29 protein-coding genes and 3 pseudogenes are annotated in these 25,690 nt (G+C 60.0%); 19 read left to right on the forward strand and 13 right to left on the reverse strand.

Annotation, left to right across the window (positions count from 1 at the left end; translation table 11 throughout):
* Positions 1 to 42: 42 nt before the first annotated feature.
* Positions 43 to 490 (forward strand): annotated as a pseudogene (locus tag J3P81_RS18650) (BRO-N domain-containing protein); the annotation flags it as partial.
* A 328-nt stretch (positions 491 to 818) separates the two neighbouring features.
* Here J3P81_RS18650 and J3P81_RS18655 read toward each other — a convergent pair.
* A complete protein-coding gene (locus J3P81_RS18655; protein WP_434560241.1) occupies positions 819 to 1,064 on the reverse strand; it encodes a type II toxin-antitoxin system Phd/YefM family antitoxin in 246 nt (81 codons plus the stop codon).
* Between the two features lie 13 nt (positions 1,065 to 1,077).
* On the reverse strand, positions 1,078 to 1,503 hold the full coding sequence (locus J3P81_RS18660) for a helix-turn-helix transcriptional regulator (RefSeq protein WP_434560243.1): 426 nt from the start codon (positions 1,501 to 1,503) through the stop codon (positions 1,078 to 1,080).
* Positions 1,504 to 1,814: 311 nt separating this feature from the next.
* Here J3P81_RS18660 and J3P81_RS18665 point away from each other — a divergent pair, with 311 nt between their 5' ends.
* The 3 genes and pseudogenes from J3P81_RS18665 (at position 1,815) to J3P81_RS18675 (ending at position 3,341) form a co-directional block, all read left to right on the forward strand.
* A complete protein-coding gene (locus tag J3P81_RS18665; RefSeq protein ID WP_434560245.1) occupies positions 1,815 to 2,798 on the forward strand; it encodes a hypothetical protein in 984 nt (327 codons plus the stop codon).
* 35 nt (positions 2,799 to 2,833) lie between these two features.
* Positions 2,834 to 2,941 (forward strand): annotated as a pseudogene (locus tag J3P81_RS18670) (AraC family transcriptional regulator); the annotation flags it as partial.
* Between the two features lie 82 nt (positions 2,942 to 3,023).
* On the forward strand, positions 3,024 to 3,341 hold the full coding sequence (locus J3P81_RS18675) for a helix-turn-helix domain-containing protein (protein ID WP_060740988.1): 318 nt from the start codon (positions 3,024 to 3,026) through the stop codon (positions 3,339 to 3,341).
* Positions 3,342 to 3,358: 17 nt separating this feature from the next.
* On the opposite strand, the gene J3P81_RS18680 is transcribed toward J3P81_RS18675, so the two are convergent.
* Positions 3,359 to 4,417, reverse strand: a complete 1,059-nt coding sequence (locus tag J3P81_RS18680) for an MBL fold metallo-hydrolase (RefSeq protein ID WP_434560247.1) — start codon at positions 4,415 to 4,417, stop codon at positions 3,359 to 3,361.
* 184 nt (positions 4,418 to 4,601) lie between these two features.
* On the opposite strand from J3P81_RS18680, the gene J3P81_RS18685 reads away from it, so the two are divergent.
* A complete protein-coding gene (locus J3P81_RS18685) occupies positions 4,602 to 5,210 on the forward strand; it encodes a TetR/AcrR family transcriptional regulator (protein ID WP_420767515.1) in 609 nt (202 codons plus the stop codon).
* Positions 5,211 to 5,213: 3 nt separating this feature from the next.
* Here J3P81_RS18685 and J3P81_RS18690 read toward each other — a convergent pair whose 3' ends face one another.
* A complete protein-coding gene (locus J3P81_RS18690) occupies positions 5,214 to 6,161 on the reverse strand; it encodes a LysR family transcriptional regulator (RefSeq protein ID WP_434560249.1) in 948 nt (315 codons plus the stop codon).
* 14 nt (positions 6,162 to 6,175) lie between these two features.
* Here J3P81_RS18690 and J3P81_RS18695 point away from each other — a divergent pair, with 14 nt between their 5' ends.
* From J3P81_RS18695 to J3P81_RS18715, 5 genes are all read left to right on the forward strand, one after another.
* On the forward strand, positions 6,176 to 6,886 hold the full coding sequence (locus tag J3P81_RS18695; RefSeq protein ID WP_434560251.1) for a CTP synthase C-terminal region-related (seleno)protein: 711 nt from the start codon (positions 6,176 to 6,178) through the stop codon (positions 6,884 to 6,886).
* Positions 6,883 to 7,197, forward strand: coding sequence for an antibiotic biosynthesis monooxygenase family protein (locus tag J3P81_RS18700; protein WP_434560253.1), 315 nt, complete (start codon positions 6,883 to 6,885; stop codon positions 7,195 to 7,197). Before J3P81_RS18695 ends, J3P81_RS18700 begins: the two co-directional genes overlap by 4 nt.
* Before the next feature lie 601 nt (positions 7,198 to 7,798).
* Entirely contained in the window at positions 7,799 to 8,926 is a 1,128-nt protein-coding gene (locus J3P81_RS18705) for a glycerophosphodiester phosphodiesterase (protein ID WP_434560255.1), read from the forward strand.
* Positions 8,927 to 9,045: 119 nt separating this feature from the next.
* Positions 9,046 to 9,351 (forward strand): PepSY domain-containing protein, encoded by a 306-nt coding sequence (locus J3P81_RS18710; RefSeq protein WP_420765179.1) that lies wholly within the window; start codon positions 9,046 to 9,048, stop codon positions 9,349 to 9,351.
* A gap of 179 nt (positions 9,352 to 9,530) precedes the next feature.
* Positions 9,531 to 10,553: a transporter gene (locus tag J3P81_RS18715; protein ID WP_434560257.1), complete on the forward strand. Its 1,023-nt coding sequence runs from the start codon at positions 9,531 to 9,533 to the stop codon at positions 10,551 to 10,553.
* A gap of 183 nt (positions 10,554 to 10,736) precedes the next feature.
* Here J3P81_RS18715 and J3P81_RS18720 read toward each other — a convergent pair whose 3' ends face one another.
* Both J3P81_RS18720 and J3P81_RS18725 read right to left on the reverse strand, forming a co-directional pair.
* The gene (locus J3P81_RS18720; RefSeq protein ID WP_420765413.1) at positions 10,737 to 11,504 is read right to left on the reverse strand and encodes a methyl-accepting chemotaxis protein; all 768 of its coding nucleotides are present in this window, start codon (positions 11,502 to 11,504) and stop codon (positions 10,737 to 10,739) included.
* A gap of 165 nt (positions 11,505 to 11,669) precedes the next feature.
* Positions 11,670 to 12,422: pseudogene (locus tag J3P81_RS18725) on the reverse strand (methyl-accepting chemotaxis protein); the annotation flags it as partial.
* A 230-nt stretch (positions 12,423 to 12,652) separates the two neighbouring features.
* Between J3P81_RS18725 and J3P81_RS18730 the strand changes: the two are divergent.
* From J3P81_RS18730 to J3P81_RS18740, 3 genes are all read left to right on the forward strand, one after another.
* Positions 12,653 to 12,796 carry a hypothetical protein gene (locus tag J3P81_RS18730; protein WP_420765181.1) on the forward strand — a complete coding sequence of 48 codons (144 nt, stop codon included), beginning with the start codon at positions 12,653 to 12,655 and terminating at the stop codon, positions 12,794 to 12,796.
* Between the two features lie 37 nt (positions 12,797 to 12,833).
* A complete protein-coding gene (locus J3P81_RS18735; protein WP_434560259.1) occupies positions 12,834 to 13,082 on the forward strand; it encodes a hypothetical protein in 249 nt (82 codons plus the stop codon).
* Between the two features lie 82 nt (positions 13,083 to 13,164).
* Entirely contained in the window at positions 13,165 to 14,364 is a 1,200-nt protein-coding gene (locus J3P81_RS18740) for an MFS transporter (protein WP_434560261.1), read from the forward strand.
* Here the strand turns inward: J3P81_RS18740 and arfB are convergent.
* Both arfB and J3P81_RS18750 read right to left on the reverse strand, forming a co-directional pair.
* Complete coding sequence (arfB, locus tag J3P81_RS18745; protein WP_420765184.1) at positions 14,361 to 14,774, reverse strand: alternative ribosome rescue aminoacyl-tRNA hydrolase ArfB; 414 nt, start codon at positions 14,772 to 14,774, stop codon at positions 14,361 to 14,363. The two genes, J3P81_RS18740 and arfB, sit on opposite strands and share 4 nt — an antisense overlap.
* Before the next feature lie 116 nt (positions 14,775 to 14,890).
* On the reverse strand, positions 14,891 to 16,309 hold the full coding sequence (locus J3P81_RS18750) for an amino acid permease (protein WP_434560263.1): 1,419 nt from the start codon (positions 16,307 to 16,309) through the stop codon (positions 14,891 to 14,893).
* Positions 16,310 to 17,247: 938 nt separating this feature from the next.
* Here J3P81_RS18750 and J3P81_RS18755 point away from each other — a divergent pair.
* Together J3P81_RS18755 and J3P81_RS18760 are read left to right on the forward strand one after the other, a co-directional pair.
* Positions 17,248 to 17,385 (forward strand): hypothetical protein, encoded by a 138-nt coding sequence (locus J3P81_RS18755; protein ID WP_003178782.1) that lies wholly within the window; start codon positions 17,248 to 17,250, stop codon positions 17,383 to 17,385.
* An 84-nt stretch (positions 17,386 to 17,469) separates the two neighbouring features.
* Positions 17,470 to 18,432 carry a leucyl aminopeptidase gene (locus tag J3P81_RS18760; RefSeq protein WP_420765187.1) on the forward strand — a complete coding sequence of 321 codons (963 nt, stop codon included), beginning with the start codon at positions 17,470 to 17,472 and terminating at the stop codon, positions 18,430 to 18,432.
* Between the two features lie 226 nt (positions 18,433 to 18,658).
* Here the strand turns inward: J3P81_RS18760 and rluB are convergent, their stop codons facing one another.
* The 5 genes from rluB to J3P81_RS18785 form a co-directional block, all read right to left on the reverse strand.
* Complete coding sequence (gene rluB / locus J3P81_RS18765) at positions 18,659 to 19,891, reverse strand: 23S rRNA pseudouridine(2605) synthase RluB (RefSeq protein WP_434560265.1); 1,233 nt, start codon at positions 19,889 to 19,891, stop codon at positions 18,659 to 18,661.
* Positions 19,892 to 20,122: 231 nt separating this feature from the next.
* Positions 20,123 to 21,070, reverse strand: a complete 948-nt coding sequence (gene scpB, locus J3P81_RS18770) for an SMC-Scp complex subunit ScpB (protein ID WP_420765189.1) — start codon at positions 21,068 to 21,070, stop codon at positions 20,123 to 20,125.
* Positions 21,071 to 21,081: 11 nt separating this feature from the next.
* Entirely contained in the window at positions 21,082 to 21,780 is a 699-nt protein-coding gene (locus J3P81_RS18775; protein ID WP_186706403.1) for a segregation and condensation protein A, read from the reverse strand.
* 132 nt (positions 21,781 to 21,912) lie between these two features.
* Positions 21,913 to 22,542, reverse strand: coding sequence for an L-threonylcarbamoyladenylate synthase (locus J3P81_RS18780; RefSeq protein WP_039591791.1), 630 nt, complete (start codon positions 22,540 to 22,542; stop codon positions 21,913 to 21,915).
* A 13-nt stretch (positions 22,543 to 22,555) separates the two neighbouring features.
* A complete protein-coding gene (locus J3P81_RS18785) occupies positions 22,556 to 23,419 on the reverse strand; it encodes a PHP domain-containing protein (protein WP_420765190.1) in 864 nt (287 codons plus the stop codon).
* Between the two features lie 87 nt (positions 23,420 to 23,506).
* Between J3P81_RS18785 and J3P81_RS18790 the strand changes: the two genes are divergently transcribed.
* The 4 genes from J3P81_RS18790 to J3P81_RS18805 all read left to right on the forward strand — a co-directional run bounded on the left by J3P81_RS18790 (position 23,507) and on the right by J3P81_RS18805 (position 25,623).
* On the forward strand, positions 23,507 to 24,103 hold the full coding sequence (locus tag J3P81_RS18790; protein WP_420765191.1) for a septation protein A: 597 nt from the start codon (positions 23,507 to 23,509) through the stop codon (positions 24,101 to 24,103).
* Between the two features lies 1 nt (position 24,104).
* Positions 24,105 to 24,404, forward strand: a complete 300-nt coding sequence (locus J3P81_RS18795) for a YciI family protein (protein WP_434560267.1) — start codon at positions 24,105 to 24,107, stop codon at positions 24,402 to 24,404.
* A gap of 123 nt (positions 24,405 to 24,527) precedes the next feature.
* A complete protein-coding gene (locus tag J3P81_RS18800) occupies positions 24,528 to 24,938 on the forward strand; it encodes a translation initiation factor 2 (protein WP_420765193.1) in 411 nt (136 codons plus the stop codon).
* 7 nt (positions 24,939 to 24,945) lie between these two features.
* Entirely contained in the window at positions 24,946 to 25,623 is a 678-nt protein-coding gene (locus J3P81_RS18805) for a response regulator transcription factor (protein ID WP_434560269.1), read from the forward strand.
* Positions 25,624 to 25,690 lie beyond the last annotated feature (67 nt).

Below are 25,690 nucleotides of genomic sequence, written 5' to 3' on the forward strand. Positions count from 1 at the left end.
TGCATGCGTCACTGAAAACCCCGTGAAAGCGGGGTTTTTTACATTCAAAACCAGGCTTGGTTCAGCGCCTCCGATTTGGGGCGTTTGATGAGCAAGCACCTCGATGAGCGCATGACCCGAAAGCTTGATCCTGCCCAGCGCCGGATCATGCTCGTGCATGTCCACGGCTTGACCGAAGAGCATCTGATGCTGAGCGAGTCGGGCGTCTAGCGTTACTGGTTTATCACTACTGCCCTGAGTATCGGTTGCTGCGTGAGTGGGTCACGCATCAGGTGGTGCCAACCCTGCGGGATGAACGCTACTCCCATAAGGTGGAACGGCCTAAATTGAGCGTGTTGGATTGGCCGAGGATGTCGCTCTGCATGCTGAACTGGCAGGATGAGCCATGGATTCGCTTGCGGGATATGCCGGCGGTGCTGGTGGATGATCCGTTTAGTCAGCATGAGTCTCTTGGTGGCGGAAAGCTTCTCGGATTTTGCGAGGGTTTTGAGTATTCAATCATTAGCTGCCGTCCGTGTTCGGGCGGCGGTTTTTTTGTTGGGAATATTGAATTGGGGCTGCTGCGCAGCCCAGCGGGAGCAAGCTCCCTCGCCACGGGTGTAGGCTCTGAGAGCTTCAGCGTCTGTTGATAGAAAAGAATTGATGGGGATATGTAATGACGAAAAAGATAAGAAGTGAGGCCTTCGAGTCGATTCACAGCTCGGCCGAAGCGCTGCTGAAAATCGGCGCTATCAACGAGGTCACCATGCGAGAGTTCGACGAGGCGTGCATGGCTGAGGTATCTGCTGAAATCTCAGATCAAGAGGATTTACCTACAGTCAGAGCCGGCACTCAAAACCCTTGAGGATGTCCTCAGGGGTGCGGTCGAAATCCGCCGGCATCCGAATCTGCCCCTTTAACCGCCCAGGCTTGCGCGCCTGCGGTGTATCGACATGAGGCAGCAGATCCAGATAAGGCTTGCCGGCCTTGGTGATCACCACTCTGTCGCCCTGCCATGCACGCGCACCCAGTTGTAAGAGCTGGGACCTCGCTTCGTGCAGGGTTACTTGAACCTGTTCGCTCATACACCGTCTTCGCTCATTCGCCTGGGCCATTCTCGCCACCCTTTACCTTTTTAGTGGCTCTGAGAGTAGCAACTCTACCGGGCTGCTCTGTGGACTTTCGTTTAGGGTTGGCGCCGCGAGCGGGCGCTTTGGGGTCCGGTTTTTGCGGTCGGGGTGGCGGCGTGTAAAGAGGTACAGCAGCCATCAACCCCAAGCGCAGTCCAAACTTTCTCAGGATCGCGTCGAGGGTGCTGATGCTCGGATTACCCTTGTCCTTTTCGATCTGGTAGAGAGCCTTTGTCGACATCTTGCACATAACTGCGAAGGTCTCTTGGTCGAGACCAGTAACCTCAAGTCTCAGCCGGCGAATAGAGGTTCCCAGGGTTTGGGTCCCTGTCACATGTTGCATGACGATGTCGTCAATGATCGCCCTGCGTCGTTCACCCGTGTTCTCTTTCATCGCAATTCTATTTGTTGTTTCGGCAATATAATGCCGGTTATCCGGAAGGTCAGGCCATAACCGGTATTATGATACCGATTACGTCAATCTGGGACCGGAAAAGGGGCCGCTTCGCAGCCCAGCGGGAGCAAGCTCCCTCGCCACGGGTTGATGTCAGGGCACAGGTGGGCGGCAGGCTTGATGGTTGGGTTGGGTTTGGGAATCGCGAGCAGGCTCGCTCCCACAGGAGTTCTTTGGTGGGTTGAAACTTTGGGTGCAGCCCGCCACGTCCTTCGGTATTAATACACTTCCTCTCACGGACCCGAGCCCCGATGAAATTCGACACCGCCTATTGCCTCAGCCTCGATGCCAAGCTTTCGATCTATGACGTTCGGGACCTGAATTTCGACGAGACCATGGCCTTCGATTCGGCCAAGGAGCGCTTTCAGTGCCCCAACGATGCCTGTCGGGCGGCGTTTGATGAGGGGAATCGGCTGACGACGTTCAATGCCAAGAACGTCAATTACATCCGCACGCCGCATTTCAAGAACCAGCCCACTACCCGGCATATCGAGGGCTGCCCTTATGTCAGTCCGAAAATGCCAGGGCTTGATGCGCAAAGCGTTGAAGCAGATGACGACCGCGAGGAGCATTTTCCGTCGGAGTTGTTACTGACTCGGCGTCAGTACGTGCGCAAGCCGTCCGCCCCGTCTGACAACGTTGAAGCGAATCGGCCTACGCTCTCATCCGTATCTTCCCACGGTGATAACGCTCATTCCGCGCAGGATTCAACACCGGACAAAACCAGTGTCTTCGCCCACCCCGTGGAATGTTTCGTTTCGAATTTCGATAACAAGGACCTGCTCAAGCGCATGCCGTTGAAGATTGGCGAGCACACGGCGCCCTACGGATCGTTCTTCAAGAAGATCGAGTATTTGCAGGACAACAAGGGCTTGATTTACTGGGGCAAGATCAAGGAGATCAAGGATTACACCCTGAGCTTTCGCATCGATTTCGAAGCAAAGGTCTGGTTCAAGCAGCCGGACGAGGCGAAGAAGAAGCCTTACTCGGTCAACGTTTACCTGAGCAAGAAGCTGATCGACAACTACCGCAAGCGCAAGGCGTTCCTGGCAGAGATCAAGCACGCCATCGACAGTGATGCGCCGTTGTATTGCTTCTTTTATGGCGTCACGCCCGAGTTGAGGCAGGTGCCGAGCAAGAAGAACCCCGAAGAAACGTTCGGGGTGTTCAGTGCCAATATCGAGAACCTGGATCACTTCATTATTCGGGAAGCGCCGGGGTTGGCTGAAGACTGATCCGGCTGAAGGCCCGTACGAGCCTGCGTAAACCCATTGCCCTGGACCTGGGCGATGACAGCCCAGCGGCGTTTTCCACCATGTTTCGCCGGACGCTCGGCCATGCTCCGAGCACCTGGCTGGAGATGACCGCCGGTCATTGATCAAAAAAATGAGATTGATCGGGACTCAAAACAACTGTACAAAAACACAGTATTTTCGAATCCTATAGCTTTGGAGCACCCCATGGCCTCTCTCGCAATCAAAACCACCCTGGAACGCATCGCTGTCTATCAATTCACCCCCGCCCACAGTGCGCAGGCCCGAGCCATGCTGGGCTGGAGTGTCGAGGAGCTGTCCCGGCAATCCGGTGTATCGGTCCAGGCTATCCGCCGCTTCGAGGCTGGTGGCGAGTTGCTCGATGTGACCCGCTTGGCCCTGGCCTTTCGCCTGGAGGCCGAGGGCCTGGTGTTCTTCCCCGGCTTCGCACCGGGGCGCGGCATGAACATCAAGGGTGCGACGCCGGACCCGATGGGGCGGCCTGATTACGCGATGATCGAATAACACCGTTTGTGCAAGTGCTAGGCGATACCCGCTTGGTCCTGGTACGCCGAGGGTTCCACATCCAGCCACCAGGCACGGCCACGTTGCGGTTGCGTCAGGGTGAAGGCTTCGCCCATTTGCGGCGTGGTGATACAAACGTTGCGTTCCCCGGCCAGGGCCAGGATGCGATTGAAAGGCTCGTACCAGGCATGCATCGCCAGGTCGAATGTGCCGTTGTGGATTGGCAGTAGCCAACGACCCTTGAGATCGATATGGGCCTGCAAGGTCTGCTCCGGCTGCATATGGACATGGGGCCAATCCACGTTATAGGCGCCGGTTTCCATCAGCGTCAGGTCAAAAGGGCCGTATTGCTCGCCGATGCGCTTGAAACCTTCGAAGTAACCGGTGTCGCCGCTAAAGAAGATTCGCGTGTCGCCATCGATTATTACCCATGAGGCCCACAAGGTGCTGTTGCTGTCGAACAGGCCTCGACCGGAAAAATGTTGGGAAGGCGTGGCGATGAAATCGATACCGTCCACCTCGGTGCCCTGCCACCAGTCCAACTGGCGCACCTTGCCGGCGTCGACGCCCCATTTGACCAGAGTGTCGCCCACGCCCAGGGGCGCCAGGAAGTGACGGGTCTTGGCCGCCAGCTTGAGAATGGCTTGATGGTCGAGGTGGTCGTAATGATCGTGGGACAGGATCACCGCTTCGATCGGCGGCAATTCCTCCAGGCTGATGGGTGGTTGATGAAAACGCTTCGGGCCTGCCCATTGCACGGGTGAAGCACGCTCGGAGAACACCGGGTCGGTCAGCCAGAACTTGTCCCGCAGCTTGAGCAGCACCGTGGAATGACCGAGGCGGAAGGCGCTGTGGTTCGGCGCGGCCAGCAGCGCGGCTCGACTCAACAGTTGTACATCGATGGCGCCCGCAGGACGGGTGGAGCGGGGCTTGTGGAAAATCATGTTCCAGATGATGCGCAGGGTCGTGCCAAATCCTTCACGCGGCGTGAAGGCATGGTTGCGATATTTGCCCTGGTCTTGCCGCGAGGACTCATGGGCAGGAGGATGGTTGGTCGAACAAGAGGGATGGGTCATGGTGCGATAACTCCAAGGGCGTCCGCACGTATGCGCTTCGCCGTTGCGGGACGCTGAATGGCCGTTGCATGTACCCTCAGCCGCCTTATTCAAAACTACACCACTCGGTGTAGTTTCCAGATTGCATGAATCGAAAGAGCAAGTAAACTACCGAGTGTAATTTTCCTTTGCCGACGAACTGCCCATGACCGCACCGCAGCGCCTTACCGAGCGAAAACGCGAAGCCATTCTCCAGGCCGCGATTGCTGAATTCCGCAACAGCGGTTTCGAAATCACCAGCATGGACAAGATCGCGGCGACGGCAGGCGTGTCGAAGCGCACGGTGTACAACCACTTCCCAAGCAAGGAAGAACTGTTTGCCGAAATCCTGAATCGGTTATGGAACAGCATCACCGCAGAACAGGACATGCCCTACAGCCCGCAAACGCCGCTACGGGAGCAGCTTCAAACGTTGCTGCAAGCCAAACTGCAATTGCTGGCGAACGAGAATTTTCTCGACCTGGCGCGCATCGCCATCGCCGCAACCATTCATTCCCCGGAGCGAGCCCAGGACATGGTGTCGCGCATGGGGCAGCGCGAGGAAGGCCTGGCTGCCTGGATTCGCCAAGCCCAGGCCGATGGCCGCTTGAAACCCGTGGAGCCGGCATTTGCCGCCCAACAGATGCACGGGTTGCTCAAGACGTTTGCGTTCTGGCCACAGGTGTCGATGGGGCAACCGAGCCTGACCCAGGAGGAACAGACCCACGTGATCGAATCGGCCCTCGACATGTTCCTGAATCGGTACCAAGCCTGAACCTCAGCCCCACCGCAAATTGCGCCCCAATTCATCGAACAAGGTCACCACCGAGCGCAGGGCCCGGCAGTCCGGTCGGGTCAGGAGCCACAAAGCCGTGTCATAGCCCTTCAACGGTTCGCCAAGTGGGATCAGTCCTTCATCTTCATTGATCAGAAAGTCAGGCAGTGCCGCAATCCCCAGACCTGCCCTCACCAGTTCGGTGACCGACAGCATGCTGTTGCAGCGATAGGCAGGCACTACGCCGGGTAGATGCTGGCGACGCCAGGCCACCGTGGGGTGGTCGGGGAGGAAATCGTCCGGTGCGATCCAGGTCATGGCGGCCAGGTCATCCGCATTCGCCGCGCGAAGATACGTAGCGCCGGCGCATACCCGGTAAGCCACATGGCCCAGGTTGCGACCGACCAGGTGTTCCGGCGGTGTACGGGTCAGTCGCAACGCAATGTCGGCATCGCGGCGGCTGAGGTTGGCGAAGTCGTTCGAAGTGCTCAACTCAAGACTCAACGCCGGATAAGCGGGCATGAAACGCGCCAGCGCCGGCAGCAACAACGTTTGCAGGACTGAGTCGCTGCAGGTCAGGCGTACCGTCCCGCTGATCACCTCACCGCCCTGCTCCACGCCCACTCGCGCCGCCTCCAACGCCTGCTCGGCGCGCTCGGCTTGTTCGGCCAACGCCTGGGCCAGGCTCGTGGGCAAATATCCAGAGCGGCTTTTTTCAAACAAGGGCAGGCCCAAGGCCGCCTCCAGCCGACGTACCGAACGAAACACCGTGGACACGTCCACCTGCAGGAGGCGAGCGGCCCGGGACAGCGAGCCGCCACGGACCAGCGCGAGGATCAGGGATAGATCGGGGTAGTCCAGACGATAGTGCGCCGCTGCATTGATCACTTGGGTGAACGCCAATATTGATTGCGTGAACGCCAATCTATAGTGGCCACCAGGAATCAACAAGCGGCGAGCCTCCCATGGATAAACAACGTCCTTTAAACATCGCCCTGATCGGCGATCACGACCCTCAAATCACCGCCCACCGGGCGATCCCCCTCGCATTCGAGCTCGCGAGCAAGCAAACCAGCCATGAAATCCGGTTTCAATGGCTGGGAACGTCGCACATCACCAACACCGCCGTGCTGGAGGATTTCGACGGTGTCTGGTGCGTACCCGGCAGCCCGTACCAACATGAAGAAGGGGCCTTACGGGCCATTCGTTTTGCCCGCGAACAGCATCGGCCTTTCCTCGGCACCTGCGGCGGTTTTCAGCATGCGGTGCTGGAATACGCCCGCAACGTGATGGGCTGGGCCGACGCCGTCCACGGCGAAACTTCTCCCGAAGCTGAACGGGCACTGTTGACGCCGCTGAGCTGTGCGCTGGTGGAAACCATCGACAGCCTTCAACTCGATGCGGAGTCGTTGATTGCCAAGGCTTACGGCCGCCGGACGGTATCAGAGGGCTACCATTGCCGTTTCGGCGTCAACCCGGATTTGGAAAAGGATTTGTTGAATCAGCGGCTGCACGCCGTTGCCCGGGATTCGGACGGCGGCCTGCGAGCGGTTGAACTTCAAGGCCATCCGTTTTTTGTCGCGACGCTGTTCCAGCCTGAACGCGCAGCATTGGAAGGCCGCGTGCCTCCGCTGGTAAGCGCGTTTGTCGAAGCCTGCGCGGAGCAAACGCCATGAGCGCCCATTATTACGCCGTGATTTTCACTTCCCTGCGTACCGCCGCAGACCAAGGCTACGCCGAAGCCGCCGAGCACATGTTGAACCTTGTCCAGGAGCAACCCGGATTTCTCGGCATCGAATCAGCCCGTGGCGACGACGGCCTGGGAATCACCGTGTCCTATTGGCGCGATGAAGCTGCAATCCTGGCGTGGAAGCAGCATCCCGAACACAGCGCGATCCGTGAGCGAGGCCGCGCGACCTGGTATGCCCATTGCCAGACGAGGGTGTGCAAAGTCGAACGGGACTATGCCTTCCAACGCCAGACTTGATATCGGCCTCAAAACCAGTGTGGGCGAGCTTGCGATGGCGGTGTGTCAGTCACGATGATGCTGGCTGATCCACCGCTATCGCGAGCAGGCTCGCTCCCACACTATTCCCCGGGCTGCACGCAGTCATTGGTCAGTACCAATTCCTAGTGGGAGCGAGCTTGCTCCCGATGGCGGTGTGTCAGTCACGATGATGCTGGCTGATCCACCGCTATCGCGAGCAGGCTCGCTCCCACACACTATTCCCGGTGGTCACACCTTCGTTGTTGAGTACCAATTCCTAGTGGGAGCGAGCTTGCTCGCGATGGCGGCGTGCCGGGTCACGATGATGCTGGCTGGTCCACCGCTATCGCGAGCAAGCTCGCTCCCACACTATTCCCCGGTGGTCACACCTTCGTTGTTGAGCACCAATTCCTTGTGGGAGCGAGCCTGCTCGCGATGGCGGTGTGTCAGTCACGATGATGCTGGCTGATCGACCGTTATTGTGAGCTAGTGGCGTGGGAAAAATCTGCTTTACGCAGATCAATGTCGGTATGGCGATAGCGTCCGCAGCGTTCAGTTGTTAAAAGAGAGGTTTACAGAAACCTGCGAAAGGATCTCGAGCATGCCCCTCACCTTTACTCGTAGCGCCCTGATGTTGAGCCTGTTGCTCGGACTCGGTCCGACACATGCCGCCGAGGCGCCGCAACCCAAAGCCCTGGCGAACCGTCAGGGCATTCCACATCCAGCGGTCATCGCCCATCGCGGCGCATCGTTCGACGCACCGGAATCCACCGCCGCCGCCTACAAGTTGGCCCGCGACCTGGGTGCCGACTACCTTGAGCTCGACCTGCAACGCAGCAAGGACGGCGTTCTGTTCGTCTTGCACGACGACAGCCTGCTGCGCACCACCGATGTCGCGACCAAGTTTCCAGAACGCAAGGACAGCACCGCCAACGCCTTCACCATGGCCGAACTCAAGACGCTGGACGCCGGCAGCTGGTTCAACGCGGCCTACCCGGACCGTGCGCGGCCTTCCTTCGTGGGCTTGAAAATCCTTACGCTGGACGAAGTCATCAACATCGCCGAGGGCAACCCTCAGCAAAAGCCAGGGCTGTACATCGAGACCAAGGAGCCCAAGCTGTTTCCCGGCATCGAGCGCGACCTGAAGGATAAATTGCAGGACCGAGGCTGGCTGAGCCCATCCGGCTCCAAGCTGGCCAAGCGCGCCCTCGGCGTGGGCCAGGGCAAAGGCAAAGTGGTCTTGCAGACCTTCGAGAAAAGCAGCCTGGAACTGCTGCACAAGGAAATGCCGAAGGTTCCGAAAATCCTGCTGCTGTGGGTGGGCGAAGGCAACATCGAGCCTAAATCCAAAGTGACGTTCGGCGAGTCCGGGGAAACCGACAAAGCCGTGTACTACGCCAAGCAAGAGCCCAAGGACAAGGCCGAGTTCGAACAATGGGTCCAATACGCCAAGGCCCACGGCGCCATCGGCACCGGTCCTTCGGCGGCGTTGACCCATGGCGGCAGCCAGAGCTATGCGGACCTGGTGAAACCGTGGATGAACCAGTACACCCACGACCAGGGTTTGCTGGTACATGTCTACACCGTGGATGAGCCGGTGGACTTCAAGAAAGTGATGGATGCCGGCGTGGATGGCATTTTCACCAATCGGGCCAGCGAGTTGCTCAAGTACTTCAAGCGTCCCGAAACAGGAACCGTGGCGCAACTACTGAAGAAGAACGGTTACTGAGCGAGTGCAGGATCAGGGCATTTAACAAAGTTTTTCGAATTAAGGATGAATTAAGTTGCCAGAGATAATCTGAACCCACTTAAACGACTCACCCTTTGACGACACCAAGGAAATACAACATGAAAACTTTGACTGCCCTGTTCACCGCTGCTGCCCTGACCCTCACCGCTGGCCTTGCCCAGGCTGATGTTCGCGTCGACCAGATTCCTCAATTGGTAAAGGAAGGCAAGATCAAATCCCTGGAATCGATGAATGCCGAAGCCCTGAAGTTGCACCCGGGCGCGACCATCACCGATACCGATTTGGATAATCACTTCAACGGCTACGAATATGAGGTGGAACTGCGCGACGCCAAAGGTCAAGAATGGGATGTAGACTTTGACGCCACCACTGGTAAAGTTCTGAGCAACAAGCAAGATAATTAATCAGTCGCGAAAAGAGCCGCCCAACTTTCAAGTTGCGCGGCTTTTTCACGTACGTATGTAAAGCTGTGCCAGGCCGGGACGCCACAGCCCAACCGTCACAAAACCTTCAAAAATCCCTGCAATGATGCCGCTCAAGTGAACCTGTCGCCGCGACGGGCACTCCCCGCCAGCGAGCCTCAATGAACCACAGCATCGACCAAAGCCATCGCGACCCGGATCTGTTCGGCCTGCTCTACGGATTCAGCTTCCGCCCCGGCGAGCGCGGGCGAGAGATCGGTTCAGTCCAGGCCCTGCAAAGCCTGCAGCAACCCCAGGATCCTGATGAATTCCTCTGGTTGCACTTGAACCTTGCCCACGCCGCGTGCGAGCGCTGGATGAAAAATCACCTGGCCTTGCCCCAAGAGTTCTTCGAAGCCTTGCACGAAGGCTCGCGCTCGACCCGCATCGAGCACGTGGATTCGGCCTTGCTCGCGGTGGTGAACGACGTCGTATTCAACCTCAGCAACATGGTGTCTTCGGATGTGTCCACGTTATGGGTTTGCGTGAGCAGTCGGCTGATCGTCAGCGCACGGTTGCAGCCCTTGCACTCGGTCGACAAGCTGCGCTCATCGGTCAAGGCCGGGGAAAGCTTTCGCTCGCCACTGGAATTGCTCGTGCATCTGCTGCGCGACCAGGGCGAGGTACTGACCCAGATCGTGCGCAAGACCAGCCTCAGCGTCGACCAGATCGAGGACCAGTTGCTGTCTTCGCGGGTCTCGACCAACCGCGCCGAACTGGGCAGCCAACGCCGAGTGCTGGTGCGCCTGCAACGCCTGTTGGCGCTGGAACCGGGGTCGTTGCTGCGGCTGCTCAATCGCCCGCCGCAATGGTTGCAGAAAGAAGACGTCAAGGAGCTGCGCAAATCCACCGAGGAGTTCGCCCTGATCATCAACGACCTCACCGCGTTGGGCGAGCGGATCAAGCTGCTGCAGGAAGAAATCGCCGCCAACCTCAACGAACAAAGCAACCGCACACTGTTCACCCTGACGGTGGTCACGGTGCTGGCACTGCCGATCAACATCATCGCCGGTTTCTTCGGCATGAATGTCGGTGGCGTGCCGCTGGCGAGCGATCCCGAGGGTTTCTGGATCCTGGTGGCGCTGGTCGCCACCTTCACACTGTTCGCCGGCCGCTGGGCGTTTCGCAAGCGGCGCGATTATTGAACTGGTTCACTTCAAGTTTGCATGGAACCTTGTGGCGAGGGAGCTTGCTCCCGCTCGGCTGCGCAGCAGTCGTAAAAGCTGTCGCACCGCGCTGAATGGCTTTGGGGCAGCTGCGCAGCCCAGCGGGAGCAAGCTCCCTCGCCACGGGTGTTACCAAGCCCTATTCAAAACAGATCAATGCCATCAGGCACTCAGCCGCGCCGTCACTTCGTTCAGTTGGCCCGACAACCCTTGCAAATCCCGACTGGCCGCTTCGGTACGCTGGACGTTATCCAGGTTGGTGCTGGCGATACAGGTGATTTCAGTCAGGTTGCGCGAGATGTCCTCAGCCACGGAGGTCTGCTCTTCGGCCGCCGTGGCAATCTGGCGGTTCATGTCGCGAATCGCTTCGACGGCCTGGGTAATGCGTTCGAGCATTTCGCCGGCCTGGGTCACTTGCTCGACACTTTCCTCGCTGCGCGACTGCCCGCTTTCAATGGCCTGGGCCGCGTCCACCGCACCGGTTTGTACCGTCTGGATGATCTGGTTGATCTCGATGATGGACGCCGCCGTACGCTGGGCCAGGCTGCGCACCTCATCGGCCACCACCGCAAAACCGCGCCCGGCTTCACCGGCCCGGGCCGCTTCGATGGCGGCGTTGAGGGCCAGCAGGTTGGTCTGTTCGGCGATCCCGCGAATCACTTCCAGCACCTTGCCGATGCGCCCGCTGTCGGTTTCCAGGCGACGGATCACCGTGGCGGTGTTCGCAATCTCGCCGCGCATCTGGGTGATGGTGTGGATGGTGCCGTGCATGACCTTCTCGCCCAACTGTGCCGAGTGATCGGCATCATCGGCCGCCCGCGCCGCGTCGGCGGCATGGCGGGCGACTTCCTGGGCGGTAGCGGACATTTCATTCATCGCGGTCGCCACTTGATCGGTGCGTTCGAATTGCTCGCTGGTGCCCTGGCTCATCAGGCTGGCGATGGCGTTGAGCTCGCCGCTGGCGCTGTCCAGCTCCGTGGCGCTGCGTTGCAGGCGGTTGAAGGTTTCAGCGAGGAAGTCACGCAGCGTATTTGCCGCGAGGGCCAGGTCGCCCAGTTCATCTTGACGCGTGCTCGACACACGCGCGGCGAAACGCCCACGGCTCAGTTGAGTCACGTATTCGATGAGGTTACGGATTGGCTGCACCAGGTTGCGGTTGACCAGCCAGAGACTCAGCATGCCGACCAGCAAAGCCGAGACCAGCATGATCACGGTGCCCAGCAGGATCGTGCGATCAGCACCGGCACTGATCAGCGCCGATTGCTCATTGCCCAATTTATGCAGCTCCACCACCAACTCGCTCATCTGGTCACTGGCGGCACGGTCGAAGCCCTTGACCGCCGCATCCCCCGCCGCGGCATCTGCGCCAGAGGCGACAAACGCATTACGGCCTTTTTGATAGGCGGCGCCCAGTTGTGCGTGCTCGCTTTGCAGACGTTCGATGCGTGTCCTGATCGGTGCGGGAACACCGTCATGCTTGATCAACTCACCCAAAAGGTTCTGGACATCGCGCTGGCGATCGTCGAACTCCTTCCAGTATTTTTCCAACTCTGCCGGCTGCTTGCCGCGCAACAGAACGTTTTTCCACTCCTGGACCTGCACCTTGAATTGCAGGTTGGCCTCGTCGATCAACTGCGAGGCGCGCAAAGGGCCATCGATGAGGTTTCGATAATTGTGGATGCCATCGGAAAGAAAGTGAAAGGACGCCAGGGCGATCAACAGCATCGCCAGCAGGCTGCCGCTCAGGAGAGCCAGAATCTGGGCTCTCAGGGATTTTTGTACAAACATGGAATCGATCTCTTCGAATAAAAGGACGTCCATGTCCTGGGTCTGCTCTCGCAACTGCATGTGCAGAATTCCTAGACGAGATCGGCTTGAATGCCCTGTTCTTGAGCCTCGCCGACCACCGGTAGCAAGCTTGCTTTCGCTGGCTGGACATGACCTGTCCAGACAAGCCCATCGGTCGCTCCATCTGAATTTAAAAGTCTTTTTGTCATTTCCACTGGGGTATCCTGCCCAGGCTTTTTAAAAGCGCGGATCTACCAGATCTATCCAACAGACTTTGCGAGGAGCGCGATATGCACGAGATTCCTAATCTCCCCTTCCCTAGCCTGCACGAACCTGAGCAGACGACCCCGCTACAAGCCGGAGGGCAACCCGCCTCCCAGCAAACCGAGCCGCAGCAAGCCACTGAACGCCGTCAGGCCGACAGCGAAGACTGATCCACCCGCACCACCAGACTGTGTGGAAAGCGCTAAGATGCGCTTTCCACACCGCCTGAATCCGAGCCCCACCATGACCGACGAAACTTCCTCCTTCAGCCCGGCCCAGGCCAGCGTGTTGATCGGCACCGCCGAGAAAATGGTCGAGATCTGGACCCGCCTCTCTCCCGAGAAACAGGCCGCCCTGCTGGCGCGGTTCGGCACGCAGGAAAATGCCTTGGCGGCACTTGTCACCACGCACCTGGTCGCTGGCAAGACCACACCTGAATCTCCGTCCGGCAAATAGTTTTACTTTTCCACGCTCCATCCTGTCGGTCGCCGTTATCATAAGCAGCCTATCTATCCTGCTGCCCCGTGGACCTTCCCCCATGCCAGATTCCCAGCGCCCCATGGCGGTCACGCTGCAAGTCGTTTCCATTGTCCTGTTTACCTTCATCGGCTATCTGAACATCGGCATTCCGTTGGCCGTGTTGCCCGGATTCGTCCACGGTGAGCTGGGATTCGGCGCGGTGATCGCCGGGCTGGTGATCAGCGTCCAGTATTTGGCTACTCTGCTCAGCCGTCCTTATGCGGGACGCATCATCGACAACCTCGGCAGCAAGCGCGCTGTCATGTTCGGCCTGGCCGGGTGTGGTTTGAGCGGCGTGTTCATGCTGGTTTCTGCCTGGACCGCCGGCATGCCGGTCCTGAGCCTGACCAGCCTGTTGATCGGTCGCCTGGTGCTGGGCAGCGCGGAAAGCCTGGTGGGCTCGGGCTCGATTGGCTGGGGCATCGGCCGGGTCGGCGCGGCGAATACCGCCAAGGTCATCTCGTGGAACGGCATCGCCAGCTACGGCGCGCTGGCGATCGGCGCGCCGTTGGGGGTTTGGCTGGTGAAATCCCTGGGACTTTGGAGCATGGGCGTCAGCATCCTCCTGCTGGCCGTGCTCGGGCTGGCGTTGGCCTGGCCAAAAACCGCGGCCCCCATCGTCGTCGGCGAACGCCTTCCGTTCATGCATGTGCTGGGGCGAGTATTGCCCCACGGCTGCGGCCTGGCCCTGGGCTCCATCGGTTTCGGCACCATCGCCACCTTCATCACCCTGTATTACGCCACGCAGCATTGGGACAACGCGGTGCTGTGCCTGAGCCTGTTCGGTGCCTGCTTCATCGGTGCGCGCCTGCTGTTCGGCAATTTGATCAACCGCCTCGGCGGGTTCAGGGTCGCGATTGCCTGCCTGTCGGTGGAAACCCTGGGCTTGTTGCTGTTGTGGCTGGCGCCGGATGCGCAGTGGGCCCTGGCAGGCGCGGCGTTGAGCGGTTTCGGCTTTTCCCTGGTGTTCCCGGCGTTGGGCGTGGAAGCGGTCAACCTGGTGCCGGCCTCCAGCCGTGGAGCCGCGGTGGGGGCTTATTCGCTGTTCATCGATTTGTCGCTGGGCATCACCGGACCACTGGCCGGAGCAATCGCCGCCGGTTTCGGCTTTGCCTCGATTTTCCTGTTCGCTGCGCTGGCGGCCCTGGGTGGGCTGGGCCTGAGCGTCTACCTGTACCGGCAGGCCCCTCGCTACCGCGAAGAGCGGGAGAAGAACTAGAAATCCACCTTGCCGCGTCCGGCCTTGATCGAGCCGCGTTTGGTCTTGGATTCGAGGCGACGCTTTTTCGAGCCCAGGGTCGGTTTGGTCGGACGGCGTTTCTTTTCGATCTTGGTAGCGCTGAGGATCAGTTCGACAAGGCGCTCCAGTGCGTCCGCCCGGTTCTGTTCCTGCGTGCGGTACTGCTGGGCCTTGATGATCAATACCCCGTCGCTGGTAATGCGACTGTCGCGCAGGGCCAGCAGCCGTTCCTTGTAGAACTCGGGCAACGACGAGGCCGGAATATCGAACCGCAGGTGCACGGCGCTGGAAACCTTGTTGACGTTCTGCCCGCCGGCGCCCTGGGCGCGAATGGCCGTCAGCTCGATCTCGGCGTCCGGGATGTGCACGGTATTGGAGATGACCAGCATGGAAAGTGTCCGGTGTCAGGGCCCACAGGATACCGCGAATTCCCAAGACAACACCTGATCCCTGCCAGATACAACAAACCCGGCACTCGGCCGGGTTTGTCTTCTTTCAGCAGTGCTTACTTGGCGGCAGCCGCCACAGCCAGCTCATGCCGAGCCTCGCGCTTGTTCTTGATCACATAGCACACCCACATGAACACCACCCACACCGGAATCGCGTAGACCGAGATCTGAATGCCAGGGATGAGCAACATCACGCCGAGGATGAACACCACGAAAGCCAGGCAGACGTAGTTTCCATACGGATACCACAACGCCTTGAACAAAGGCGCCTGGCCAGTCTGGTTCATGTGCTGGCGGAACTTGAAGTGCGAGTAGCTGATCATTGCCCAGTTGATCACCAGCGTGGCGACCACCAACGACATCAACAACTCCAGCGCCTGCTGCGGGATCAGGTAGTTCAGCAGAACCGCCACCAGCGTGATCGCCGCCGAAGCCAGGATCGAACGCACCGGCACGCCCCGCTTGTCGATTTTCGCCAGCGCCTTGGGCGCATCGCCCTGCTCGGCCATGCCCAGCAACATGCGGCTGTTGCAGTAGGTGCCGCTGTTGTACACCGACAGTGCAGCGGTCAGCACCACGAAGTTGAGGATGTGCGCCGCGGTGTCGCTGCCCAGCATCGAGAACACCTGCACGAACGGGCTGCCGCTGTAGGCGTCGCCCGAGGCGTTGAGCGTGGTCAGCAGGCTGTCCCATGGCGTCAGGGACAACAGCACCACCAAGGCACCGATGTAGAAGATCAGGATCCGGTAGATCACCTGGTTGATGGCCTTGGGGATCACGGTTCTCGGCTTGTCGGCTTCAGCCGCGGTGAACCCGAGCATCTCCAGGCCGCCGAAGGAGAACATGATGATCGCCATCGCCATGACCAGCCCGCTCACGCCATTGGGGAAGAACCCTCCGTGGGACCAGAGGTTGGTCACCGACGCTTGCGGGCCGCCGTCACCGCTCACCAGCAGATAGCTACCCAGGGCAATCATGCCGACAATCGCCACGACCTTGATGATCGCGAACCAGAACTCGGCCTCGCCGAAGACCTTGACGTTGGCCAGGTTGATCGCATTGATCAGGATGAAAAACGCCGCCGCCGACGCCCAGGTCGGGATATCCGGGGCCCAATAATGGATGTACTTGCCGACCGCGGTCAGCTCGGACATGCCCACCAGGATATACAGAATCCAGCAATTCCAACCCGACAGGAACCCGGCGAAACCGCCCCAGTATTTGTGGGCGAAATGGCTGAAGGAGCCGGCCACCGGCTCTTCGACGATCATTTCGCCCAACTGGCGCATGATCATGAAGGCGATGAAGCCGCAGATGGCATAGCCGAGGATCATCGACGGGCCGGCTGATTTCAGCACCCCCGCCGAGCCGAGGAACAAGCCGGTGCCGATCGCGCCACCAAGGGCGATCAGTTGAATGTGGCGATTTTTCAGGCCGCGTTTCAGCTCGCCCGAATGCGAGTTTTGTCCATTCATGAAAAGGGTCTCACGCAAGGTTTGATGATGTTCGTTAGACGTTGCCGCTCGAATCGGATCTCAAGCAGCGCCGATCAAACCCCAGCGCAGGCACCAGGAATTCAGCGTTTTTACAACGGTCATGCGTCACCTGTTTGTTTTTATCTGTGACGAAATCGAACCCGACACGCTTGTGGCGTGGCGGAATGAACAAGGCGGATAACCTTGAAAATGCGTGGGTACGCGAAGGGTCACAGTAAAACGCGGCGCATTGTACACCGCTGACCCCCTGCTGCCAGACATCACCGGATCAGCGTGTCGTTTGCCGGGATCGCACGGGGCCGCCTCGAACGTGTCGGGCGGCTGCGAAAAGATGTCCGGGCTCTTGCGAGCCGTTGATGTGAGCGATGCAAAAAGCGTCACCACAGAAGAATGGAAACGGAGCTACGGCGTTCATTGCGCCTCCTTTTTGTTATTCGCCTGCACGACAGGCATGGGACGCATCTCACCCTTGAAGCGCCCGTGAAACAAGCGGCCCGGCGCCTTTCGAAATAGGAACGCCAAGCCGGCGCGGAAGTTTTTTCTTACAGCTGGGAGAAGCGCCGGGCATTGCCAGCGAGACGGGCAATCTCCGTAAGCATTTCTTTACAAGCCGTAACGCAAACTTTCCGTTCAGGAAGTTTTCAGAAGCTGCCTGCAAATTGACGGTAGATAGCTACCTAACCAAAAAGGAATGCCAGTCGGCTGTTTTGAAAGGGGTAAACCGGGTCGCAGAAAATGGAACAAAAAGTTCAAACGAAAAAAATAGAATAATTTTTTGCATTCCAAAAAACCGTCGACTAGGTTTTCAGCCACTTGCCAAGGCATCTTGCCGGCGAGTTTTTGCGGTGCCGATTCCGCCGGGCATGGCTCGCCGGATCGGCCCGCGTTTTCCGCAAAAGTCATCTAGGAGATTCACTATGCAAGCACTGGACAAAGACTTGGAAACCGAACTGCAACTGGACGAATGGTTCGAGGCACCGACCCATGAAGCCGCCGTTGAAATGATGCAAGCCGACGCCGTCGTTCCGTTCGGCACGGCGATGTGGCCTCTGTAAGCGATACCCGGCGGAGCTGATCCGGCCGGTCGGCTCCGCCACTTGCTGTCAGGACGCCAAATCAATCGTCAGGGAAGAATAAGCATGGACACACAACGAGCCATCTCACATTTCCTTTACTACCTCGAACATCATCCCGCCCTGGCCGGTATCCAGTCCGCCAAGGTCTTGCTCGGCCACACCGCAGACTACGAAGCGCTGGTCGCCAGCATTTCCGAACAGGCCGGCGCCTCGCCGTTCCGGTTCAGCACCATGCGCCTGGACATTGAAACCACCGAGCGGCTGTCCCAGGCCATTGCCGACAGCGATCTCTACATTTTCTTCTACGACTCATCCACCCTTCCCAACCCGCGCCCCGATGGCCCGGACTTCGTCCGCGCATTGCAGGGTGTGATGGCGGATAACTGGAAGAAATCGCTGCTGTTCAAGGACTACGGCGAGTACTTCCATGACACCTTCAGCGTTATTCCCCAGCGCATCGCCGGGCTCAACAGCCACCTGATCCGCCGCATGTCCCAGGCCACCACGTTGAGCTTCGAGGACCACCATGGATCGTATTTCGACACCCCACTGAACAGTGTCAAGAAGTGGACGGACATCAACGGCGTCGGCAACTACGACCTTGCGCCTGGTGAAATCGCCACCCACAGCGACACCATCAATGGCCGTGTGAAGTTCGTCGGGACCTTCCTCAGCACGATCCCATTCGCCCGCAAATACGGCGTGCTGCAATCGCCACTGGAGCTGTGGATCGAAGATTCCACGATCCAGAAAATCGCCACCGATGTCCCAGGCCTGGAACACGATTTCAACCGGTACCTGGACGCCAATCCTTCCAACCGGCGCATCGAGGAACTGGGGATCGGCACCAACGAAGGGGTCAAGAGCCTGTACGCCCGCAATGCCGGTTTCGAGGAGCGCCATTGCGGCTTGCACCTGGGCCTCGGTGGCGGGGCCAAGGGCAGCCATCATCTGGATCTGATTTTCGAAGGCGGTGTGCTGGCGCTGGATAACGAGCCGATGTTCGACGGGCGGTTTGTGCTTTAGGCTGAAATTGATCGTGGGGGCTGCTGGTGCCATCGCGAGCAAGCTTGCTGCCGCAGTTGATCATCAGTGAACCATGGGGCTGTGCTCGACGCGGTCCTTGTGGGAGCGAGCCTGCTCGCGAAGGCTGACTCAAAGGCATCACATCACTAAAAGCCAGGCAAAAAAAACGCCAACCCAACGGTTGGCGTTTTTCCTTGCAGCTAAAAGCCAGAAGCCCGCAGCTGTTTTACTCCGGCTTACGACGCCCAAACACCGGACGCTGTCCCGAACCCGCCGGCGCACCACGACGCTTGCCCGACGGTGCATCGCGATCGGCCAGGATGATGCCCGGACGCTTTTTCGGCGCAGGCTTGGCCGGACGCTTGGTGTCGGCCGGGCGATCCGCGACGGGCGTACCACGGCCAGCCGGGGCGCGGCCTTCGCCACGCTCGGTACGACCGTTGGCCGGACGCGGTGCGCGAGGACCACGCTCGCCGTCCTGGCGAGGTGCTGGCTTGCGCGCCGGGCGCTCGCCTTCGATCTGCGGCTCGCGGGAAGGACGCGGGCCGGTCGCTACGCCGTCGGCCGCCGGGCGCAGCGTACGCACGCGCTCGGTCTTGCCCATCGGACGCGAGGATTTGCGCTGCATCCGCTCCAGCTTATCCTTGCTCTTGGCGGTCATCTGCGGCATCGCCACAGGCTTGAGTCCCACTTCGGCCGCCAGGATGTCGACTTCCTGTTGGGTCATTTCACGCCAGCGACCCATCGGCAGGTCGGAGTTGAGGAACACCGGGCCGAAACGCACGCGCTTCAGGCGGCTGACCACCAGTCCCTGGGATTCCCACAGCCGCCGCACCTCACGGTTGCGACCTTCCATCACCACGCAGTGGTACCAATGGTTGAAACCTTCACCGCCCGGCGCCTGCTTGATGTCGGTGAAACGCGCGGGACCGTCTTCCAGCACGACGCCGGCCTTGAGGCGCTCGATCATCTCGTCGTCGACTTCGCCACGCACACGCACGGCGTATTCGCGGTCCATTTCGTAGGAAGGGTGCATCAGACGGTTCGCCAGCTCACCGTCAGTAGTGAACATCAGCAAACCGGTGGTGTTGATGTCCAGGCGGCCGATGTTGATCCAGCGGCCTTCTTTGGGGCGCGGCATCTTGTCGAACACGGTCGGACGGCCTTCCGGGTCGTCACGGGTGCAGATTTCGCCGTCGGGTTTGTTGTACATGATCACGCGGCGCACCGTTTCGGCGGCCTCTTCACGCTTGATCACCTTGCCATCGATGGTGATGGCGTCGTGCATGTCGACGCGCAGGCCCAAGGTGGCGTCTTTGCCATTGACCTTGATGCGGCCCTGGGAGATCCACGCTTCCACGTCACGGCGCGAACCGACGCCGATGCGGGCAAGGACCTTCTGCAGCTTTTCGCCTGCTGGGCCGATTTCCTGGCTGTCGTTCTGGTCTTGGTCGTTCATTTCTGGGCACCTCCCGGTGTGGTCGAGCCAGGCTTGGCCTGGCACTTGAAAACAGGTCGTTCGGCGAAGGGATCGCCAAAGGGTCGCGAATCATACGCTCGTTGAGGTGATTGCGCATCAGAGACTAGCTGATCTGAATGCACGCAGCGTTTTTTCCGCTGATCGGTGGTGCGCAGGTTGGTGGAGTTTCATCGCTACCACAAGGGGACAGCGGTGTGTCAGTCGATAGACTCAATCCTCAAACTGACGCCGTTCGTTTTCGATCGCTTCAGCCAGGGCGCGGGCTTCGGCCTCCTCCTCGCTCAGTTCGGGTTCCGGCGGCGCAAGGGCGGCGACGGCGGCCAGCAGTTTTTCCCGGGCCTCGGCAACGCCGAGAATGTCCCCTTGGGGCTCTGGCTGCGGCGCGTGCTCGGTTTCACTCAACAGCGGCGTCGGTTCATCCGTCTCCTCCTCAGGGGCCGGACCTTCACGCAGCAGGTCGTCGAAGTCGGTCTTAAGGCCCTCCTCCATGCTGTCCAGTTCCAGGAGCAACGAATGGAAACTGGTCTCTTCCTTCGGTTCCTCCGGCTCGGCACTGGCATCGGCCAATTCCTGCAGGCCCTGGGGCACTGGAGCATCGTCGAATTCCAGCATCGGCTCGGGCTCCAGCTCACGCAATTCGGCCAGCGGCGGCAAGTCGTCGAGGTTCTTCAAGTTGAAATGATCGAGAAAAGCCTTGGTGGTGGCGAACATTGCCGGCTTGCCCGGCACGTCGCGATAGCCGACGACGCGGATCCACTCGCGCTCCAGCAACGTCTTGACGATGTTGCTGTTGACCGCCACGCCGCGCACGTCCTCGATCTCGCCGCGCGTGATCGGTTGGCGATAGGCGATCAGCGCCATGGTTTCTAGCAGCGCCCGGGAATAACGCTGAGGCCGCTCTTCCCACAGGCGCCCTACCCACGGGGCAAATTTCTCACGGATTTGCAGGCGGTACCCGGACGCCACCTCCTTAAGCTCGAAAGCCCGACCCTCGCAGGATTTGCCCAACAGCGTCAGGGCTTTTTTGAACACGGCGGGCTCGGGCCGCTCGCCTTCTTCGAAGAGTTCGAACAGCCGCTCCATCGATTGCGGCTTTCCAGAGGCCAACAGGAAAGCTTCAAGCAACGGCGCCAGCTCGCGGGGTTCAGTCAGGTTCATTGATTTGCTCGTTATTCGGCTCGGGCTCGCACATGGATCGCTGCGAACGGCTCATTCTGCACCAGCTCGACCAAGGATTCCTTGACCAATTCCAGGACCGCCATAAACGTTACCACCACGCCCAGCCGCCCCTCTTCGGCGGTGAACAGCTCGACGAAGGGCACAAAACCGCCGCCCTTGAGCCGCTCCAGCACATCGCTCATGCGCTCGCGGGTGGACAGCGCCTCGCGGCTGACCTGGTGACTTTCAAACATATCGCCCCGGCGCAGAACCTCGGCCATGGACATCAACAACTCTTCGAGGCTGACGTCGGGCAACAACTTGCGCGCCCGCGCCTCGGGGGCATCGAGCTTGGGCACCACCACATCGCGCCCCACCCGGCTCAAGCCGTCGATGCCTTCGGCGGCCGCCTTGAAGCGTTCGTATTCCTGCAAGCGGCGGATCAGCTCGGCCCGGGGATCGTCTTCTTCCTCTTCGACCTCGGCCGAGCGCGGCAGCAGCATGCGTGACTTGATCTCGGCCAGCATCGCCGCCATCACCAGGTATTCCGCCGCCAGCTCCAGACGCACCGATTGCATCAACTCGACGTAACCCATGTACTGGCGGGTGATTTCCGCCACGGGAATGTCGAGGATATTGATGTTCTGTTTGCGGATCAGGTACAGCAGCAGGTCGAGCGGGCCTTCGAAGGCTTCAAGGAAAACCTCCAGCGCATCCGGCGGAATGTACAGGTCCAACGGCATTTCCATGACCGCCTGGCCGTAGACCATGGCGAACGGCAACTCCTGCTGCGCGCCGGCCTGGCTGTCTACGCTGTCGACAACCGTTTCCACCACCGACATTCAGGCCTCGACCATGAACGGCGTCGGATCACCGCAACCGACGCGCACCACTTGCGGCTCGCCGTCAGCCAGATTGATCACGGTGGACGCTTTCATGCCACCGGAACCGCCGTCGATGATCAGGTCGACCTGGTGTTCGAGCAACTGGCGAATCTCGTAGGGGTCGGTCAACGGATCGGTCTCGCCGGGCATGATCAGTGTCACGCTCATCAAGGGCTCACCCAGCTCCGCCAACAGCGCCAGGGCAATGGGATGGCTTGGCACCCGAAGGCCGATGGTGCGCTTTTTCGGGTGCAGCAGCAGCCGCGGGACTTCCCGCGTGGCATTGAGAATGAAGGTGTACGGTCCCGGTAAATGGGCCTTGAGCAAGCGGAAGGTGCCGGTATCGATCTTGGCGAACAACCCCAACTGTGAAAGATCGCTGCAGATGAGCGCGAAGTTGTGCTTGTCATCCAACTGACGCAGGCGTCTTACCCGCTCGACGGCGTTTTTATCGCCGATCTGGCAACCAATGGCGTAGGACGAGTCGGTGGGATAAACCACTACGCCACCGCTACGGATGATTTCCACCGCCTGTTTGATCAGGCGCGCTTGCGGGTTTTCCGGATGAATCTGGAAAAATTGACTCACGTGTTCTACCTGTTCAGACGTCAGCGATAACGGGATCATGTTTGAATCTACACCATAGTGGTGGCAGATCTTCCGGCAACGGGCGGTATTCGCCAATCTCGGACCAGCCCCCCGGGCCATGGAAATCGCTGCCGGCGCTCACCAGCAGTCCAAACTCCCGGGCGAGGATCGCCAGGCTGCCGACCTGTTCGGCCGGCTGATGGCCATTGACCACTTCGATGGCATGGCCCCCTGCTTGAATATAGTCGGCTATCAGGCGCCGGCGTTTGCTGCGGGTGAAATCGTAGTGCCAGGGATGCGCCAGGCTGATCCAGGCTCCGGCGGCCCGCAGCGTCCCGACCGTTTCCTCGAGCGTCGGCCAATGCTGCTTGACGTCCCCCAGCTTGCCGGCCCCCAGCCATTTGCGAAAGGCTTCGGCGCGGTCCTTGACGAAACCTTCGCGCACCATCCAGTCGGCAAAATGTGGCCGGGCCGGCGCGTTGCCGCTATCGCCCAGCTCCTGCTGGATCTGCCGGGCGCCTTCCAGCGCACCGGGCATGCCCTTGAGGGCGAGCTTGCGGCTGATTTCTTCGGAACGCAGCCAACGACCGTCGCGCAGCTCGGCAATGGCCTGGACCAGGGACGGTGCGTTGACATCAAAACCGTAGCCCAGCACGTGGATGGTCGCTCCGCCCCAGGTACAGGACAATTCGACCCCGTTGACCAACTGCATGCCCAAGGCGGTCGCGGCGCTACGCGCCTCATCGAGGCCTTCCAGGGTATCGTGATCGGTCAGGGCCAGGACTCGCACGCCGTGCTCGTACGCCCGCGCCACCAGAACCGCAGGCGCCAGGGCGCCATCGGAGGCCGTGCTATGGCAGTGCAAATCAACATTCACGAGACTTTGTTACCTCAAATCAGCTGGCCCTATCGCGGCCAAGGATGTTTGTTATTATGCCGCCACATCCTGCTCCTGGCTGCCACTGTGAAACAATTCATCGATTTCATCCCGCTCCTGCTGTTTTTCATCGTCTACAAGCTTGATCCCCGAACCGTCGACATTGCCGGTCACTCCTTGACTGTAGGCGGTATCTACAGCGCCACCGCGGTGTTGATCATCAGCTCCCTGGTGGTCTACGGCGCGCTGTTCATCTCCCAGCGCAAGCTGGAGAAAAGCCAGTGGCTGACCCTGATTGCCTGCCTTGTATTCGGCAGCCTGACCTTGGCCTTCCACAGTGAGACCTTCCTTAAATGGAAAGCCCCGGTGGTCAACTGGCTGTTCGCGCTGGCCTTCATCGGCAGCCACTTCATCGGTGATCGCCTGTTGATCAAGCGCATCATGGGGCACGCCATCAACCTGCCAGAAGTGATCTGGACCCGCTTGAACATCGCCTGGATCGCATTCTTCCTGTTCTGCGGCGCCGCCAATCTGTTCGTTGCGTTCACGTTCCAGGCGTACTGGGTCGACTTCAAGGTCTTCGGCAGCCTGGGCATGACGTTGCTGTTCCTGATCGGCCAGGGGATCTACCTGTCCCGCCACCTGCACGATGCCGACCCCACCACGCCAAAAACCGAGGACTGACATGCTCTACGCAATCATTGCTACCGATGTTGCCGATTCCCTGGAAAAACGCCTGGCCGCCCGCCCCGAGCACCTGGAGCGCCTGCAAAAGCTCAAGGCCGAAGGTCGCATCGTGCTGGCCGGGCCGCACCCTGCGGTGGACAGCAACGACCCAGGCGCCGCCGGTTTCACTGGCAGCCTGATCGTGGCGGAGTTCGACTCGCTGGCCGCCGCGCAAGCCTGGGCCGAGGCCGACCCGTTCGTGACGGCCGGCGTCTATGCCAATGTCATGGTCAAGCCGTTCAAGCAAGTCCTGCCGTAACCCTCCGGGCGCGATGAGCCGTCCTGGCTCATTGCGCTCATTTGCTCATTTGCTCATTGTTCTCGTCGGCCTGCCGACAACCTGTCTAATCAGCCTAATCTCGATTGGAATTCAGGAGTTGCAATGCGCAAAGGTCCGTTGTGCCTGTTGTTGGTCACGTTAGCGATCGGGGCGCCCGCCCACGGCGAGGAAAGCACGGAGGCCGCTCATTCGGCGCCCTTGTCCTTGAGCGCGGGTGGCCATATCACCGAACTGCAGCAACGCTTGAAAGACAGCGAGCGCATGCGTGAAGAACTGACTCAACAACTGCAGAACGCCAACGGCGAGCGCGAAACCGCGCTGGTGGGACGGCTGCGCCAGGAAAACCAGCGCCTGAGGCTGCAACTCAAGGAAGCCCAGGCCAACCCCCTGCCACGCCTGCTGACTGACCAACAGCAATGGTTCGTCATTGGCGCCGGGGTAGCGCTATTGGCCCTGCTCTGCGGTATCTTTGCCAGCGGTGGACGTAGACAACGTCGGCAATGGCTAAATTGAGTGAGTCATGAGCGAGCTGTTACTGATAGATGATGACCAGGAGCTGTGTGAGCTCCTTGGCAGTTGGCTGGGCCAGGAAGGTTTCCAGGTCCGTGCTTGCCACGATGGCCTGAGCGCCCGCAAGGCCCTGGCCGAAACCGCCCCGTCGGCGGTGGTGCTGGATGTGATGCTGCCCGACGGCAGCGGCCTGGAACTGCTCAAGCAACTGCGCAACGATCACCCGGAGCTGCCGGTGCTGATGCTCTCGGCCCGTGGCGAGCCGCTGGACCGCATCCTCGGCCTGGAGCTGGGTGCTGACGATTACCTGGCCAAGCCCTGCGACCCACGGGAATTGACCGCCCGCCTGCGGGCCGTGCTGCGCCGCAGCCATCCGGCGGCGGTTTCCAGCCAGATCGAACTGGGTGACCTGACCTTCAGCCCTGTGCGGGGGGTGGTCAACATCGATGAACAGGAACAAACCCTCACCGTATCTGAAAGCCGCCTGCTCGAAGCGTTGCTCAAGCAGCCGGGCGAGCCCCTGGACAAGCAGGAGCTGGCGCAGATCGCCCTGGGCCGCAAGCTGACCCTGTACGACCGCAGCCTCGACATGCACGTAAGCAACCTGCGCAAGAAAATCGGCCCCCACCCCGACGGCAGGCCGCGCATCGTGGCCCTGCGTAGCCGGGGGTATTACTACAGCCTTTGAACACGCTTGGACCAAGAGACATGGCTAACCCTGTGGCGAGGGAGCTTGCTCCCGCTCGGTTGCGCAG

Origin of the sequence: Pseudomonas sp. R1-6 (genome assembly GCF_051132115.1) — a bacterium.
Lineage (GTDB): Bacteria > Pseudomonadota > Gammaproteobacteria > Pseudomonadales > Pseudomonadaceae > Aquipseudomonas.

Excerpts from the sequence above, each read along its gene's own strand:
- J3P81_RS18655 (WP_434560241.1), bottom strand. The coding sequence starts at position 1,064 with ATGAGCGAACAGGTTCAAGTAACCCTGCACGAAGCGAGGTCCCAGCTC.
- J3P81_RS18660 (WP_434560243.1), bottom strand. The coding sequence starts at position 1,503 with ATGAAAGAGAACACGGGTGAACGACGCAGGGCGATCATTGACGACATC.
- J3P81_RS18665 (WP_434560245.1), top strand. The coding sequence starts at position 1,815 with ATGAAATTCGACACCGCCTATTGCCTCAGCCTCGATGCCAAGCTTTCG.
- J3P81_RS18675 (WP_060740988.1), top strand. The coding sequence starts at position 3,024 with ATGGCCTCTCTCGCAATCAAAACCACCCTGGAACGCATCGCTGTCTAT.
- J3P81_RS18680 (WP_434560247.1), bottom strand. The coding sequence starts at position 4,417 with ATGACCCATCCCTCTTGTTCGACCAACCATCCTCCTGCCCATGAGTCC.
- J3P81_RS18685 (WP_420767515.1), top strand. The coding sequence starts at position 4,602 with ATGACCGCACCGCAGCGCCTTACCGAGCGAAAACGCGAAGCCATTCTC.
- J3P81_RS18695 (WP_434560251.1), top strand. The coding sequence starts at position 6,176 with ATGGATAAACAACGTCCTTTAAACATCGCCCTGATCGGCGATCACGAC.
- J3P81_RS18700 (WP_434560253.1), top strand. The coding sequence starts at position 6,883 with ATGAGCGCCCATTATTACGCCGTGATTTTCACTTCCCTGCGTACCGCC.
- J3P81_RS18705 (WP_434560255.1), top strand. The coding sequence starts at position 7,799 with ATGCCCCTCACCTTTACTCGTAGCGCCCTGATGTTGAGCCTGTTGCTC.
- J3P81_RS18710 (WP_420765179.1), top strand. The coding sequence starts at position 9,046 with ATGAAAACTTTGACTGCCCTGTTCACCGCTGCTGCCCTGACCCTCACC.
- J3P81_RS18715 (WP_434560257.1), top strand. The coding sequence starts at position 9,531 with ATGAACCACAGCATCGACCAAAGCCATCGCGACCCGGATCTGTTCGGC.
- J3P81_RS18720 (WP_420765413.1), bottom strand. The coding sequence starts at position 11,504 with ATGAGCCAGGGCACCAGCGAGCAATTCGAACGCACCGATCAAGTGGCG.
- J3P81_RS18730 (WP_420765181.1), top strand. The coding sequence starts at position 12,653 with ATGCACGAGATTCCTAATCTCCCCTTCCCTAGCCTGCACGAACCTGAG.
- J3P81_RS18735 (WP_434560259.1), top strand. The coding sequence starts at position 12,834 with ATGCGCTTTCCACACCGCCTGAATCCGAGCCCCACCATGACCGACGAA.
- J3P81_RS18740 (WP_434560261.1), top strand. The coding sequence starts at position 13,165 with ATGCCAGATTCCCAGCGCCCCATGGCGGTCACGCTGCAAGTCGTTTCC.
- arfB (WP_420765184.1), bottom strand. The coding sequence starts at position 14,774 with ATGCTGGTCATCTCCAATACCGTGCACATCCCGGACGCCGAGATCGAG.
- J3P81_RS18750 (WP_434560263.1), bottom strand. The coding sequence starts at position 16,309 with ATGAATGGACAAAACTCGCATTCGGGCGAGCTGAAACGCGGCCTGAAA.
- J3P81_RS18755 (WP_003178782.1), top strand. The coding sequence starts at position 17,248 with ATGCAAGCACTGGACAAAGACTTGGAAACCGAACTGCAACTGGACGAA.
- J3P81_RS18760 (WP_420765187.1), top strand. The coding sequence starts at position 17,470 with ATGGACACACAACGAGCCATCTCACATTTCCTTTACTACCTCGAACAT.
- rluB (WP_434560265.1), bottom strand. The coding sequence starts at position 19,891 with ATGAACGACCAAGACCAGAACGACAGCCAGGAAATCGGCCCAGCAGGC.
- scpB (WP_420765189.1), bottom strand. The coding sequence starts at position 21,070 with ATGAACCTGACTGAACCCCGCGAGCTGGCGCCGTTGCTTGAAGCTTTC.
- J3P81_RS18795 (WP_434560267.1), top strand. The coding sequence starts at position 24,105 with ATGCTCTACGCAATCATTGCTACCGATGTTGCCGATTCCCTGGAAAAA.
- J3P81_RS18800 (WP_420765193.1), top strand. The coding sequence starts at position 24,528 with ATGCGCAAAGGTCCGTTGTGCCTGTTGTTGGTCACGTTAGCGATCGGG.
- J3P81_RS18805 (WP_434560269.1), top strand. The coding sequence starts at position 24,946 with ATGAGCGAGCTGTTACTGATAGATGATGACCAGGAGCTGTGTGAGCTC.